We start from the raw sequence: 13,990 nt of genomic DNA on the forward strand, positions 1-13,990 counted from the left end.
ACCTGAGCCGGATGGTGCACAAGTGTCCATACAAAAATCGTATACAAAATGACAGGACGCGCTTATCCCGGTAAACCCTTAGAGGGGCGCAGCAAAATACCCGCCTGCAGTGGATGCAGGCGATGGGAAGGTTTGTGGCCGGGGCGCGACCGGCTTGGGCTAGCTCAGGGCTGTCGATGCCGCCTTGGTGCGTTGGCTGGTCAGCGGTGCGAGGGATTCACGCAGTCGGTCCCGCACCAGCGGCTGGCCGGGGTTGAGGGCGCCTTCCACATGCCCGATGTGGGCCAGCATGCGTTCGCGGGCCAGCGTGGTGTTGCCTGCTTCCAGCGCTTCGACGATGGCGGCGTGTTCGGCGCACGACTGGCTGGCCGCGTGCTGCGACTGGTACAGCGAGGCTGCCAAGGTGGTGCGCGCCGTGAGGTCGCGCAGGATGTCGCTCAGGCTGCGGTGTCCCATCGCCTCGGCCAGGCAGACGTGGAAGTCTGCGAGCAGAAAGGCGCGTGTGGCGGCATCTGCACCTTCGATGGCCTGCTGTTCTTCGGCGATGTGCGCCCGCAGGCGGCGGGTCACGCTCTGCAGCGGGCGGCCCGCATCGGCCAGGATGCCCGACTCGATGATGCGCCGGGCCGAGAACGCATCGCGTGCGTCTTCCACCGTAGGCTCCACCACATACCAGCCCCGGCGTGGCCGCACTTCGACAAAACCACGGGCCTGCAGCTGCATGAGCGCCTCGCGCACCAGGGTACGGCTCACACCGAAGAGGTCGGCCAGTTCCTGCTCGCCCAGGCGCTCGCCGGGTGAGAGCTTTTGCGCAAGGATGGATTCCACCACCTGCTGGGCGATCTGGGTCTGGTTGATGCTCATGCGGCCGATTGTGGCGCTACCGGGGGCGCCATCTCTGGCGAGACCTCGGGGGCCAGCGGCGGCGTGCTGCGGCCGTCCAGCACGGCATGTGCGCGCTCGCGGTCGATGTCGCCCTCCCAGGCCGCGATGGCCACGGTTGCCACGCAGTTGCCAATCAGGTTGCCCAGGGCGCGGGCAATGCCCATGAACCAGTCCACCGACAGCACCAGCACCAGCCCGATGGCGGGGATGGCCGGGATCGCGTGCAGCGTGGCGGCCAGCACCACAATGGCCGAGCCCGGCACACCGTGAGCGCCCTTGGACGTGACCAGCGAGATCGCCAGGATGGTCAGCAGGTCGGCCATCGAGATGGGCGTGTTCGTGGCCTGGGCGATGAACACGGCCGCCAGCGTGATGTAGATCGAGAACGCGTCCAGGTTGAACGAGTAGCCCGTGGGGATCACCAGGCCCACGGTCGAGTCGCGGATGCCCATGTGCTTGAGCTTGGCCATGATCTGCGGCAGCACGCTGTCGGACGACGTGGTGGCAAACACCACGGCCAGCTCCTCGCGCAGGTAGCGCAGCAGCTTGAACAGGCTGAAGCCCGAAAACCGCATGATCAGGCCCAGCACCACCACCACGAAGATGGCCACTGCCGCATAGAACAGCACCACCAGCATGCCCAGCTGCTTGAGCGAGCCAATGCCGTACTTGCCCACCGTGAACGCAATCGCGCCCAGCACACCCAGCGGCGCCAGCTTGATGATCAGGCCCATGGTCTTGAACAGCACATGCGACAGGTCTTCGATGAGGCTGGTGACGCGCGCGCCGCGCTCGCCCATCAACGCCAGCGCGCAGCCAAAGACGATGGAGAACAGCAGCACCTGCAGCACATCGCCATTGGCGAAGGCGCTCACGGCGGTGGTGGGGATGAGCTTGAGCAAAAAGTCGCTGAAGCCGCCACCCGTGAGCTTGCTGGCGTTGTCTGCATAGGCGCCCATCGCCTTGGGGTCGAGCGCCTTCGGGTCCACATTCATGCCCACACCGGGTTCAAACCAGAACGCGAGCGCCAGGCCCAGCACCAGCGCGATGGTGGTGACCACCTCGAAGTAGATCAGCGACTTGATGCCCACGCGGCCCACACGCTTCAGGTCGCCCGTGCCCGCGATGCCGTGCACCACCACACAAAAGACGATGAGCGGGATCAGCATCTTGATGAGCTTGATGAAACCGTCGCCCAGCGGCTTGAGCTGTACGGCCGTATCGGGCCAGAGCAGCCCGATGGCCACACCGGCAATCAAGGCCAGGACCACCCGGCCAAACAAGGAGTTGAGAAAGCGGAGGATGTGAACCCTTTGGATAGGAAGGCGATACTGTTGATCAATCTTGCATACAAGAACTGTAGACAACAGTTGCGAGCCAGAACATGGGGTTATCCCGCGCTGCGCGTGGCAACCGCGTCGCCACCGCGTCGTGCCGCCGTGGGCTGGGTTGAAGTAGTTTTGACTTCTGCGCACGGCCATGCCCTGGCCGTGGCCGCACAATCGCTCGCGGAGACGACCATTCATGACCACCCCCCCCACCGTGCCAAACCCCATTCGCCAGAGCGGCGAATTCCTCGAATATCTCTACGGTGTTGCCGTGCGCCGCGCGCTGCCGCTGCACAACACTACAGCCTTTTTGCCCCCGCCGCCCAGCCGCGAAAGCGGAGGCCGCACGCTGGTGCTGGGTGCTGGCAAGGCGGGCGGCACCATGGCGCAGGCCGTCGAAGCACTGTGGCCTACGGATGCACCCTTGTCGGGGCTGGTGGTCACGCGCTACCACCACACACCGCCCCGGCCGCAAGGCCTGGCGCAGCGCATCGAAGTGGTTGAAGCCGCCCACCCCGTGCCCGATGCGGCGGGCCTGGCTGCTGCGCAGCGCATCCTGGCGCTGACGCAGGGGCTGACTGAAAACGACCTGGTGCTGTGCCTCATCTCGGGCGGGGGCTCCGCCCTGCTCACGCTCCCGGGCGACGGCCTCACGCTGGAGGACAAGCAGCGCATCAACAAGGCGCTGCTCGAAAGCGGCGCTGCCATCGACGAAATGAACTGTGTGCGCAAGCACCTCTCGCGCATCAAGGGCGGGCGGCTGGCGGCGGCCTGCGCACCTGCGCGGGTGGTCACGCTCACCATCAGCGATGTGCCGGGGGACGACCCTTCGGTCATTGCCAGCGGCCCCACGGTGCCTGACGCCACCACCTGCACTGATGCGCTGGCGATCCTGGACCGCTATCGCATCGAGGTGCCCACTGCAGTGCGCTCAGCCCTCGAAGCAGGCGCGCTGGAAACCCCGAAGCCCGGCGACGCCGTGTTTGCCCACCATGTGGTGCACATGACCGCCACGCCCCAGCAGTCGCTGGAAGCTGCGGCCGAGGCCGCGCGGGCGGCGGGTGTGCAGGCGCACATCCTGTCGGACGAAATCGAAGGCGAATCGCGCGAGGTGGGCAAGGTGCACGCCGCACTGGCGCGGGCCGTGGCGCGGCGTGGTCAGCCCTTCACAAGGCCGTGCGTGATCCTGTCGGGCGGCGAGACGACCGTGACGGTACGCCCACAGCCGCCAGGCACACCCCGGGGGCGGGGTGGCCGCGCGGGCGAGTTCTGCCTGGGCCTGGCGCAGGCGCTGCAGGGGCAGCCGGGTGTGTGGGCGCTGGCCGCAGACACCGACGGCATCGATGGCGTGGAGGACAACGCGGGTGCCCGCGTGGCGCCCGACACGCTGGCGCGGGCCGAGGCGGCGGGCCTGCGCATCGCAGCCCACCTGGACCGCAACGACGCCTATGGCTTCTTTGAGCCCCTGGGGGATCTGGTGGTGACGGGGCCTACCCACACCAATGTGAATGATTTCCGTGTGCTATTGATTTTGTAGCTTCAAGCGCTTGATGGATAAGCGCTAGAGGCTAATTTCCCCCAAGTTCTGCCTGACAGTTCACGCCAGGAGATCGCACAGCGCCCGCGCAATCACCTTGGTTGCACGGCGCAGGTCTTCCAGCTGCAGTCGCTCGTCGGCGCGCTTGGCGTGGGATTCGAGTACCGTACGTGGCCCGGCCCCGTAGATCACGCCGGGGATGCCGCGCTCCACATACAGGCGCACGTCGGTGTACAGCGGCGTGCCCACGGCGGGCACGGGCTCGCCCAGCACGGCCTGGGCGTGTTTCTGGATCGCCTCGACCAACGGTGCATTGCCCGCCAGCGGGGTCATGGCGTTGGCCAGCAGCAGGCGCTTGATCTCCACGCTGATGCCGGCACGCTCGCCCGCGGCCTGCTCGATGATGCGGCGGATGGCGGCTTCCACTTCCACCGGGTTTTCTTCGGGGATCATGCGGCGGTCGAGCTTGAACATGACCTTGCCGGGCACGACGTTGGTGTTGGTGCCGCCCTCGATGCGGCCCACGTTCAGGTACGGATGCTTGATGCCTTCGACCTTGGACGTGACCTTCCTGTACTCGTCGTTCTGCGCATACAGCGCGTTCAGGATGTGCACCGCGCCCTGCAGTGCGTCCACGCCGGTGTGCGGCACGGCGGCGTGGGCCATCTTGCCGTGCACGGTCACTTCCATCTGCAGGCAGCCGTTGTGGGCAGTCACCACTTCGTAGCTGAAGCCAGCGGCGATCATCAGGTCGGGCTTGGTCAGGCCCTTTTGCAGCAGCCAGCCGGGACCGAGTTCGCCGCCGAATTCCTCGTCGTAGGTGAAGTGCAGTTCCACCGCGCCCCGGGCGGGCTTGGCGACGGCTTCGAGCGCGCGCACTGCGAAGGTGAAGCTCGCGAAGTCGCTCTTGCTCACGGCGGTGGCGCGGCCGTACATGGCACCGTCCGCGACCTCGGCGCCGTAGGGGTCGTGTGTCCAGCCTTCGCCGGGGGGCACCACGTCGCCGTGGGCGTTCAGGGCAATGGTCTTGCCGCCGTCGCCGTACGGTCTGCGCACGATGAGGTTGGTGATGGACTCCATACCATAGGCCAACACGTCGGCGGCCGGAACGGCGTGCTTCTCGGCGGTGTAGCCGAACTCGGTCAACAGCTCCGCAGTGCGCTCGGCGTGGGGGGCGTTGTTGCCAGGCGGGGTGTCGGTGGGCACACGCACCAGGGCCTGCAGAAAGCGCACTTCCTCGTCGAAGTGCTGGTCGATCCAGGCGTCCAGCGCGGCGTAGTTGTTATTCGTTGTCATGGTTGTGGTTCCTCGGCAAGTTGGCGCAGCACCTGGGTGAAGGCGTCCACGGCCAGCTGCATGTCGTTGTTGGTGGTGGATTCGAGCGGGTTGTGGCTGATGCCGGAGTTCTGGCCGCGCACAAAGAGCATGGCCTGGGGCATGATTTCGTGCAGCTTCATCGCGTCGTGCCCCGCGCCGCTGGGCATGCGGAACACGGGCACGCCCAGAGTGTCCACGGCGCGCTCCCACTGGTGCTGCCAGGCGGGCGCACTGGGCGCGGCGGCGGCGCGCATGGATTCTTCCAGGGTGTAGCGCAGGCCACGCCGGGCCGCGATGTGGGCGAGCTGCTCTTTCACATCGCTCACCAGCGCATCGCGCTGGGCATCGGTAGGGGCGCGCAGATCCAGTGAAAACAGGCAACGCCCCGGCACCACGTTGATGGAGCCAGCGGGCACCTGCAGCTGGCCGATGGTGCCCACCGAGTCGCCATCTTGCGCGGCGCGCTGCTCCACATACAGCGCCAGCTCCGCCACGGCCACGGCCGCGTCGCGGCGGCGGTCCATCGGGGTGGTGCCAGCGTGGCTGGCGGTGCCGATCATCTCGCACAGAAAACGCACACTGCCGTTGATGGAGGTGACCACACCCAGGGGCAGGTCCAGCTCGTTGAGCACCGGGCCTTGCTCGATGTGGACTTCGATAAAGCCCAGGTACTGCGCCGGGTCGCGCTGCAGCTTGGGGATGTCATCAATGCACAAGCCTGCATGCTGCATGGCCGCGCGCATGGTCACACCATCCACGTCCTTCTGGTCGAGCCATGCGGGGTTGAAGTCGCCGATGAGCGCGCCCGAGCCCAGGAAGGTGGCCTTGTAGCGCTGGCCTTCCTCTTCGGCAAAGCCCACCACCTCGATGCCGAAGGGCAGACGCTTGCCGGAGCGGTGCAACTCGCGCACGCAGGCCATGGGCACGAAGATGCCCAGGCGGCCGTCGTATTTGCCGCCGTTGCGCACGGTGTCGTAGTGGCTGCCGGTCATGAGATAGCGTGCGCCTGGGGCCGCCGGGTGGTAGCGGCCCACCACGTTGCCCACGGCGTCGATCTCCACCTCGTCAAAGCCGCAGTCGCGCATCCAGTGGCTGACGCGCTGTGCGCAGGCGCGGTGCGCGTCGGTGAGGTAGGTGACGGTGAGCTGGCCTTTTTCGGCAAAGCCGGGGTCGGAGTGTTCTGCCAGTTTTTCCTGCCAGTCCCACACGTCGTTGCCCAGCACGGGCTCGGCCGCGAACTTGTCGTTCAGGCGAATCTCGGCAATGCGGTGGATGTTGCGCAGGGCCTCGGCCAGTTCGAACTCGGGGTGGTTGTCCAGGCGCCGCGCAAAGGTGTCGATGATCTCCCGCTTGGGCAGACCCGTGCCGCGCGGCCCGCGCACGGCCAGGATGAACGGGAAGCCGAAGCGCTCGTTGTAGGCCGCGTTGAGCTGCTGGATGCGCTCGAACTCCTCGGGCGTGCAGTGGGTCAGGCCCGCCGTGCTTTGCTCGTTGGTGGATTCGGCCGTGAGGTTTTTCGCCACCATGGCTTTGCCCGCCAGCTCGGGGTGGGCGCGGATCAGGCCCAGCTGGGCGTCCAGCTCGGCGGTGCGCACCACCTGCGCCAGCGCGTGCTTCAGGTGCGCCAGCGTTCGGAAGGGCCGCTGCGCCAGGGCCTGCTCGGCAATCCAGGGCGAGTGTTCGTACAGCCCGTCCAGCAGCGCCAAGGCCTCGGCGGGGCTGGCGGCGTTGAGTTGTTCCAGGGTCAGTGGCATGGTGGGCGCTTCAAAAAAGTGAGCTGCTCGCGCTTATCGGATAAGCGCTGGAGGCCAATTTGGTTCATAAATGTGGCTCACACGGTTGGCGCGGGATGATGCTGCGCCCAGTGGCGCGCAATGTCGATGCGCCGCGCCACCCATACCTTGTCATGCTGTGCGATGTGGTCCAGAAAACGTTGCAGCGCCGTGATGCGGCCGGGGCGGCCCAACAGGCGGCAATGCATGCCGATGCTCATCATCTTGGGGGCGTTGTCACCGTCGGGGTTACCCTCGGCATACAGTGCGTCGAAGGTGTCCTTCATGTACTGAAAGAACGGGTCGGCGTGCGAGTAACCCTGTGGCAGGGCAAAGCGCATGTCGTTGCAGTCCAGCGTGTAGGGCACGATGAGCTGGGGTGCCGTGCTGCCATCGGTTTTGCGCACCTTCATCCAGAAGGGCAGGTCATCGCCGTAGTAGTCGCTGTCGTATTCAAAGCCGCCAAAGTCGGCCACCAGGCGGCGGGTGTTGGGGCTGTCGCGGCCGGTGTACCAGCCCAGGGGGCGCGCGCCCGTCATGCGCTGGAGGATGTCCATGGCCTCTTGCATGTGGGCGCGTTCCACCTCTTCAGGGATGTGCTGGTAGTGGATCCACTTGAGGCCATGGCAGGCGATCTCGTGGCCCAGCTCCACCAAGGCGGCTGTGAGTTCGGGGTGGCGCTGCAGAGCAGTGGACACGCCAAACACCGTGAGCGGCAGATTGCGTTTTTCAAACTCGCGCAGGATGCGCCACACGCCGGCGCGCGAGCCGTATTCGTAGATGCCCTCCATGCTCATGTGCCGCTCGGGGTAGCTTGCGGGGTTGAACATTTCGGAGAGGAACTGCTCGCTGCCCGCATCGCCATGCAGCACGGCGTTTTCGCCGCCTTCCTCGTAGTTCAGCACAAACTGCACGGCAATGCGCGCACCGCCCGGCCACTGCGCGTGGGGCGGGGTCTTGCCGTAGCCGATGAGGTCGCGGGGGTAGGCTTGGGTGGAGTCGTAGATCATGGGAATGCGGAAAACGTCGGAGGGTCAGGCAGTGATGGGGGCCAGGGCGGCAGCCAGGTCGCTGGCCGGGCGCTTGCGGTCAAAGGTCAGGCTGGCTTCGACATGTTCGAGGTGGCTTTGCATCAGGGCGACGGCGCGTTCTTCGTCGCGCGCGGCCAGGGCTGTCACGATATCGGCGTGCTCCTCGTGCGAGTGTTCTGCGGCGCTGGCCGACTGGTACATCAGCGTGATGAGCGCGCAGCGCGAGATCAGGTCGCCCAGCATCTGCGCCAGCACCTCGTTGCCCATCAGCTCGGCCATGCGCACATGGAAGTCGCCCAGCAGCTCGGTGCGGCTGCTGGCGTCGGCGGTGTCCATGGCGGCCTTCTCGCTGGCCACATGGGTGCGCAGCGCCTTGATCTTGGCGGGGGTTACGCTCTGCACGAAGGCGCGGGTCATCTCGGTCTCCAGCATGCGGCGCACGGCGAACACCTGGCGCGCTTCTTCCACCGAAGGGGTGGACACGAACGCACCGCGCGCGGGCTCCAGCGTGACGAGGCGGTTCTGCGCAAGCTGAAACAGCGCTTGGCGCACCAGCGTGCGCGACACGCCGAAGTGGTCGGCCAGTTTCTGCTCGGCCAATTTGGTGCCTGGCTGCAGGCGGTGCTCCACGATGGCGCGGGTCAGAGCGTCAACAATGGCGCTGGTGGATGAGGATTCCATGGCGGCATGATACGGTGGATGGCGAAAAGTGTATACACTTTTGGTCTACACACTGCGGTCCGGCAATCCTCGCCTATTGGCCGTGGCCCCCACTTCAGGAGATTCCCTATGGGATTGAGCACCCACGTTCTGGACACCATGAACGGCTGCCCCGCCGCTGGCATGGAGGTGGCCCTGTACTCCACCGACGGCGACAACGCCACCCTCATCAAGCGCCTGGTGCTGAACCACGATGGCCGCACCGATGCCCCGCTGTTCGACAACGCCAGCCTGCGCACCGGCACCTACCGGCTGCGGTTTGATGTGGCGGGGTACTTCAAGGCCCGGGGTGTGGAGTTGCCCGAACCCAATTTTCTGAACCAGGTGAGCCTGGACTTCGGCATTGCGCACGCCGACCAGCACTACCACGTTCCCTTGCTGGTCAGCCCGTGGAGCTATTCGACCTACCGTGGGTCATAAGGAGCCCTGCTGCGGGGGATGTACCTACAGTTGCCCTTCGGTGAGCGTATCGAGCTGGAAATGCCCGCTTTTGTCCCACAACCAGGTGTCGGTGTAGGTGACCTTGCCCATGCGCGTGGGCGCAGGGAAGGGGGCTGCGGCGCGCACGGTGCGTTCGATTTCGGCCACCACCTCGGGGGCGTGTTTGGGAGCACGCATCCAGCGCAGGCGCGTGACCTTGCCGGCGCGGTCGATATCCACCTCCAGCACGCCGATGGCATACAGCATGGGCGGCAGCTTGCCCTTGTACACACGCTGTGCGTTCAGTCCATAGAGGTGGGTGGCGGCGTCTTCGCGGTAGGCGCGTGCCGTGCTGGCGGCAGACGCGCGTGCCGAGCCTGCGGCAGCGGGCACGGGCCCCTTGACGCTGGCGGTGTCCGGGCTGGGCATGGTGCTGTCCTGCGCCGGGGCTGGTGGCTCGGGGGCCGACTTGCAGGCCGCCACCAGCGATGCAACAGCGGCCATGAGTCCGGCAAGCAGCCAGGGGCTGCGGTGGCTGGAGGAGCGCTCGGTGGGGGTGGGCGGCATGATGGCTTTTGTGAACTGAACGATGCCCCGTGGGGCGGGCGACCCTTGGTGGCGTGAAGGATCTGGATTGACTGATGTACTTTTGTTGCTGGACGGCCTTGCAGCCGCCCCCGCCTGTCTGGTAAGGGTGGAGTCTACCGAAGGCTCGGCCCCGCGTGAACCCGGCGCGTGGATGGCCGTGTTCGCAGACCGTATCGTGGGCACCATCGGCGGCGGCCATCTGGAGCTGCAGGCGATTGCCGAAGCGCGCCGCCGCCTGGGCGGTGTGCCCGGCCCGGCCCCGGGGCAGCTACCCATGCGTTTTGCACTGGGCCCGGCGCTGGGGCAATGCTGCGGGGGCGTGGTGTACCTGGGTTTTGAGGTGCTGACCGCTGCCGACCTGGCCCCCGCTGCGGGTCTGCGCGCGCGCCTGTCGCCGCACCAGCACCCGGTGGCACTGTTCGGTGGCGGCCATGTGGGCCACGCGCTGGCGCGGGTGCTGGCGCCGCTGCCGTTTGCGCTGACCTGGATCGACAGCCGCGACGGCATCTTCCCTAGCCCCACGCCCGAGGGCGTGGTCTGCGAACACTCCGAGCCCGTGCAACTGGCTGTGCCCCGCCTGGCGCCGGGCAGCCGCGTGCTGATCATGAGCTTCAGTCATGCCGAAGACCTGGACGTGGTGGCCGCCTGCCTGCGCCGCCAGCGCGAGCAGGGCGACCTGCCCTTTATCGGCCTCATCGGCAGCAAGACCAAGTGGGCGACGTTTCGCAATCGCCTGCACGGGCGCGGCTTTGCACAGGACGAACTGGCGCAGGTCACTTGCCCCATTGGTATCCCCGGCATTGAGGGCAAGGAGCCTGAAGTGATCGCCGTGGCGGTGGCTGCGCAGCTGCTGCAGACGCTGAAGGGGGCGGGCTGAGGGTAATTCCGGGCCTCCATGCCTCGGATTGGGGCTGGAGTCGGGAACAATTCCTGCATACACTTTTCAACGGATTTGTTGACGGTTTACGGGTCGCAGCGGTGCCCCGGCGGGTTTGCCCGCCAAGGTGCGCGACCAAAATTTCTGCTCAGAGCGCCCGCAGTGGTGAGCAGGTTGCAAGAACGTGTTTGTGATCTCCCAGGGGTCGCGCAGCGGTCTTTGCGGGATGGGATGCAAGGCGCGGTGCGCAGCCAATAGCTCGGCTATTGGCAAGTGCCGCAACGCCGCAGACCGCCCGCAAAGACCACTGCCCGAAGGGTTGGAGCGAAATCGGGCGATTGAACGCCTCGGCTGCTTGCATGGGCATGAGCCCATGCAAGCAGCCGAGGCATCCACTCATCCCGATTGCGCGCCAACGCGATCCCCTGCGAGATCGCAAACACGTTCAATGTGGCGCTGACGCGCCATCAAGGTTGAGATATGGAAAGCTACTTTCTCGACTGGGCCAACCTGCTGTTGCGCTGGGTCCACGTCATCACCGCCATCGCCTGGATTGGCTCGTCGTTCTACTTTGTCTTCCTCGACAGCAGCCTCACGCCGCCCGAAGACGAAGACCTCAAAAAACAGGGCGTCAGCGGCGAACTCTGGGCCGTGCACGGCGGCGGGTTCTACCACCCGGTCAAGTTCGCCGTGTCGCCGCCCAAGCTGCCCGGCCACCTCCACTGGTTCTTCTGGGAAAGCTACAGCACCTGGATCAGCGGCTTTGCGCTGTTCACCGTGTCGTACCTGTACAGCGCCAGCACCTACCTCATCGACAAGTCGAAGATGGACTGGGCGCCTGTCACGGCCATCGTGGTGGCGCTCGCGTTCTTCGTCGTGTTCTGGCTGCTGTACGACGCGATCTGCCGCATCTTTGGCCAGAGGAAGAACGGCGACGCCATCGTGGGTGCGCTCGTCTTCGTGCTGGTGTGCATCGCCTCGTGGCTGGCCTGCCACTGGTTTGCTGGCCGCGCAGCCTTCTTGCTGGTGGGCGCGATGATCGCCACGGCCATGAGTGCCAACGTGTTCTTTTGGATCATCCCCGGCCAGCGCACCGTGATCGCACAGATCAAGGCGGGCGAACCGGTGGACCCGATCCACGGCAAGCGCGGCAAACAGCGCAGCGTGCACAACACCTACTTCACGCTGCCGGTGCTGTTTGCCATGCTCAGCAACCACTACAGCTTTACCTGGAGCCACCCGCAAAACTGGCTGGTGCTGATCCTGATGATGTTTGCGGGCGCCGCCATCCGCCAGTTCTTTGTGATGCGCCACGGCTACAAGCTGGGCCGCAACGGCAACCCGCTGCCGTATGCGCTGGTGGGCGTGGCCGTCATCGTCGGCGCCATCGTGTGGATGCGCCCCGCGCCCATGGCTGCTGTCAGTGGTGCTCCTGTTTCAGGAGCTGCTGGCGCAATTACAGCAAGCGCTAGCGGCCAAAATGACTACAAATCTGTGCAAGCCGTGCTGGAGCAACGCTGCTACCTGTGCCACGGCGAGGCGGTGCAGATGAAGAACCTGCGGCTCGACTCGCCGGACATGGTCAGGCAACACGCCCAGGCCATCTACCAGCAGGTGGTGGTGCAAAAGCTGATGCCCATGAACAACGCCACGCAAATCACTGACGCGGAGCGGGCGCTGATCGGGCGATGGTTTGAGGCGGGGGCGCCGACGGGGCCTTGAGGGTTCGCCAGGATTGGTCCGACCAATGCGGAGGCGGTGCCTCGCTCGCCGAACCTTGCAGGGGTCAGGCGGGCTTGCCAACTCCACTCCAAAGCTCGCGCAGTTCGGGTGGCAGTGCCTCCAACGCACGAGCGAAGGCGTCCGACGGGAGTACAGCGAATAACGCGAATCCAACGGACTCAATGGCGTTGTCAGGGGAGAAGTTGTGTTCGCGGCGCAGCGAGCGGACTTCTGCCAGCAAATCGGCCCGAGTGCCGACGCTGGCGACGTGATCGCCAGGTCTCCAGCCTTCGACGAAGAGACCTCTTACAGCAGGCGGCAACTGATCTGCAAAGCGAAGCGCTTGCTCGAGAGTAAGCCTGCGACGGAAAACATGAAGCACGCCTTCGACCATGTTCCAGGCCATGTTCGTCGTCGCCAGGCCGGCGTGATCGCGGGCTGCCACCATGAACTTCTCGAAATCGACGGATGCTCGTTGGTATTCTGGAGGCCAGGGCATGAGGTTTGGGGCGTAAGGAATTGGGTGGTTGCGAAGCGCAGCGTGCGGCGGCAGGATTCGGTCAGGAACTGCGGTCGCGGCTAACGGAGGCTGACACTCAAGGATTGACATGAGCGGCCTGCCGGAGCGAGTCCAACCGATGTGAGGGCCATGCGTCGCCGAGAGCGTAGGGTGGTTAGGCCTTGATGACTCGTGCATCGATTTCAACGAGTTGACCTTCGTAGCCAAGGCAGGCAACACCCAGCAGGGTTGCTGGCGGAACATCCTCAGCGAACCATGCAGCGACGGCGGCCCAAGCGCTTTCGAGTTGGATTCGATCTCCGACGACGTAAACCACGAGTTGCCGAATGTCCGTGATCGAGAAGCCATGCACCGACAGGAGTAGCTCCAGATTCCGTAGGCACTGCGTCGCTTGGGCAGCCACGTCATCGGGTGCCACCAGTTCGCCGCAAGAGTTCAGAGGCACTTGGCCTGCGACGAAGAGCTGATCGCCTACCTGTTGCGCGTATCGGTACATCGGTGTGCTTGCAAGGCCAGCTGCTACTTCGGCTTTATTCATGGCGTAACGGTGCAATGTGGGTTGGGATGAGCTGCTGGCGTACGCGCGCTGTGAAGGTGTTTGCGATGTCAAACGTGAAGATGACCGGCACACAATTGCGCGCCGAAGGCGTAGCAGTTGTGTGTCAGAGTCGATTGACATGTTATGTGGCTACGCGGGTGGTTGCGGCCCGGACAAGAGCTCCTTCGCCAGCCGCTCTTGCTGTTCGACCAGGGTTTTGAAGTGAGCTTGCAGCGGAATACCTTCGTCGCCGCGCCCGGGGTTTTTGACGATTTGTTCCGACGCATTCTTGATCGCATCAGATAGAGTCTTTACCGCCTCAATCTTAGCCTGGTAGATCCTGCTGTCAGTAATGCTGGGCGAAGACTGGACCAAATCAACAGTGGCCCTTATGAGTTGAGTCTGCCAAGCCTCCATTGCCCTATTGATCGCTTCCAACGTCTGGTCGGCTCGCTTAGAACTGACGTACCCATACACGCCGAACGCGACCGAGACAACGATGCTGAGAATGGGTATCACGTAGAGCGTGAGAAGTTCGTTGAGAGTCACCAGAGCTCCTTTATAGCGACATAACGGGCAAGGTAAGCCGCCCGCCGAAGGTGGGTAGGTGTCACATCCCGGACGATTGCATAGACTTCAAACGCTATCCACTCTTCATGGCGCGAGCGGTTCTAAAGGAGTTGATAGAGTCCTTGCAATCCACCCAGGGAGTGAAGCCATGTTGATAGCCCTGCA

14 protein-coding genes are annotated in these 13,990 nt (G+C 65.0%); 4 read left to right on the forward strand and 10 right to left on the reverse strand.

Translation table 11 applies throughout. From position 1 onward, the window contains the following. Positions 1–159: 159 nt before the first annotated feature. Together NFX52_RS18100 and NFX52_RS18105 are read right to left on the reverse strand one after the other, a co-directional pair. Complete coding sequence (locus NFX52_RS18100; RefSeq protein ID WP_055394866.1) at positions 160–864, reverse strand: GntR family transcriptional regulator; 705 nt, start codon at positions 862–864, stop codon at positions 160–162. Then, entirely contained in the window at positions 861–2,189 is a 1,329-nt protein-coding gene (locus NFX52_RS18105) for a C4-dicarboxylate transporter DctA (protein WP_055394897.1), read from the reverse strand. Before NFX52_RS18105 ends, NFX52_RS18100 begins: the two co-directional genes overlap by 4 nt. A 220-nt stretch (positions 2,190–2,409) precedes the next feature. Between NFX52_RS18105 and NFX52_RS18110 the strand changes: the two genes are divergently transcribed. After that, a complete protein-coding gene (locus NFX52_RS18110; protein WP_055394868.1) occupies positions 2,410–3,750 on the forward strand; it encodes a glycerate kinase type-2 family protein in 1,341 nt (446 codons plus the stop codon). Between the two features lie 60 nt (positions 3,751–3,810). On the opposite strand, the gene NFX52_RS18115 is transcribed toward NFX52_RS18110, so the two are convergent. From NFX52_RS18115 to NFX52_RS18130, 4 genes are all read right to left on the reverse strand, one after another. Further along, positions 3,811–5,046: a M20 family metallopeptidase gene (locus NFX52_RS18115; RefSeq protein WP_055394870.1), complete on the reverse strand. Its 1,236-nt coding sequence runs from the start codon at positions 5,044–5,046 to the stop codon at positions 3,811–3,813. Beyond that, positions 5,043–6,821 carry a 2-oxo-4-hydroxy-4-carboxy-5-ureidoimidazoline decarboxylase gene (uraD, locus tag NFX52_RS18120; RefSeq protein WP_055394872.1) on the reverse strand — a complete coding sequence of 593 codons (1,779 nt, stop codon included), beginning with the start codon at positions 6,819–6,821 and terminating at the stop codon, positions 5,043–5,045. Before uraD ends, NFX52_RS18115 begins: the two co-directional genes overlap by 4 nt. A 77-nt stretch (positions 6,822–6,898) precedes the next feature. Then, a complete protein-coding gene (gene puuE, locus NFX52_RS18125) occupies positions 6,899–7,849 on the reverse strand; it encodes an allantoinase PuuE (protein WP_055394874.1) in 951 nt (316 codons plus the stop codon). A gap of 24 nt (positions 7,850–7,873) precedes the next feature. Beyond that, the gene (locus NFX52_RS18130; RefSeq protein WP_055394876.1) at positions 7,874–8,551 is read right to left on the reverse strand and encodes a GntR family transcriptional regulator; all 678 of its coding nucleotides are present in this window, start codon (positions 8,549–8,551) and stop codon (positions 7,874–7,876) included. A 108-nt stretch (positions 8,552–8,659) separates the two neighbouring features. Between NFX52_RS18130 and uraH the strand changes: the two genes are divergently transcribed. Further along, complete coding sequence (gene uraH, locus NFX52_RS18135) at positions 8,660–9,010, forward strand: hydroxyisourate hydrolase (RefSeq protein WP_055394878.1); 351 nt, start codon at positions 8,660–8,662, stop codon at positions 9,008–9,010. Between the two features lie 24 nt (positions 9,011–9,034). Here the strand turns inward: uraH and NFX52_RS18140 are convergent, their stop codons facing one another. Next, entirely contained in the window at positions 9,035–9,577 is a 543-nt protein-coding gene (locus NFX52_RS18140) for an energy transducer TonB (RefSeq protein WP_082437303.1), read from the reverse strand. Positions 9,578–9,644: 67 nt separating this feature from the next. Here NFX52_RS18140 and xdhC point away from each other — a divergent pair, with 67 nt between their 5' ends. Beyond that, positions 9,645–10,475, forward strand: coding sequence for a xanthine dehydrogenase accessory protein XdhC (xdhC, locus tag NFX52_RS18145; RefSeq protein ID WP_055394879.1), 831 nt, complete (start codon positions 9,645–9,647; stop codon positions 10,473–10,475). A 480-nt stretch (positions 10,476–10,955) separates the two neighbouring features. Then, entirely contained in the window at positions 10,956–12,197 is a 1,242-nt protein-coding gene (locus NFX52_RS18150) for a urate hydroxylase PuuD (RefSeq protein ID WP_055394881.1), read from the forward strand. Between the two features lie 64 nt (positions 12,198–12,261). Here NFX52_RS18150 and NFX52_RS18155 read toward each other — a convergent pair whose 3' ends face one another. The 3 genes from NFX52_RS18155 to NFX52_RS18165 all read right to left on the reverse strand — a co-directional run bounded on the left by NFX52_RS18155 (position 12,262) and on the right by NFX52_RS18165 (position 13,804). Continuing rightward, entirely contained in the window at positions 12,262–12,696 is a 435-nt protein-coding gene (locus NFX52_RS18155; RefSeq protein ID WP_055394883.1) for a DUF2267 domain-containing protein, read from the reverse strand. A 175-nt stretch (positions 12,697–12,871) separates the two neighbouring features. After that, complete coding sequence (locus NFX52_RS18160) at positions 12,872–13,255, reverse strand: RidA family protein (protein ID WP_055394885.1); 384 nt, start codon at positions 13,253–13,255, stop codon at positions 12,872–12,874. Between the two features lie 150 nt (positions 13,256–13,405). Next, complete coding sequence (locus tag NFX52_RS18165) at positions 13,406–13,804, reverse strand: hypothetical protein (RefSeq protein ID WP_055394887.1); 399 nt, start codon at positions 13,802–13,804, stop codon at positions 13,406–13,408. Positions 13,805–13,990 lie beyond the last annotated feature (186 nt).

It is taken from the genome of Acidovorax facilis, from assembly GCF_023913775.1.
Lineage (GTDB): Bacteria > Pseudomonadota > Gammaproteobacteria > Burkholderiales > Burkholderiaceae_C > Acidovorax > Acidovorax facilis.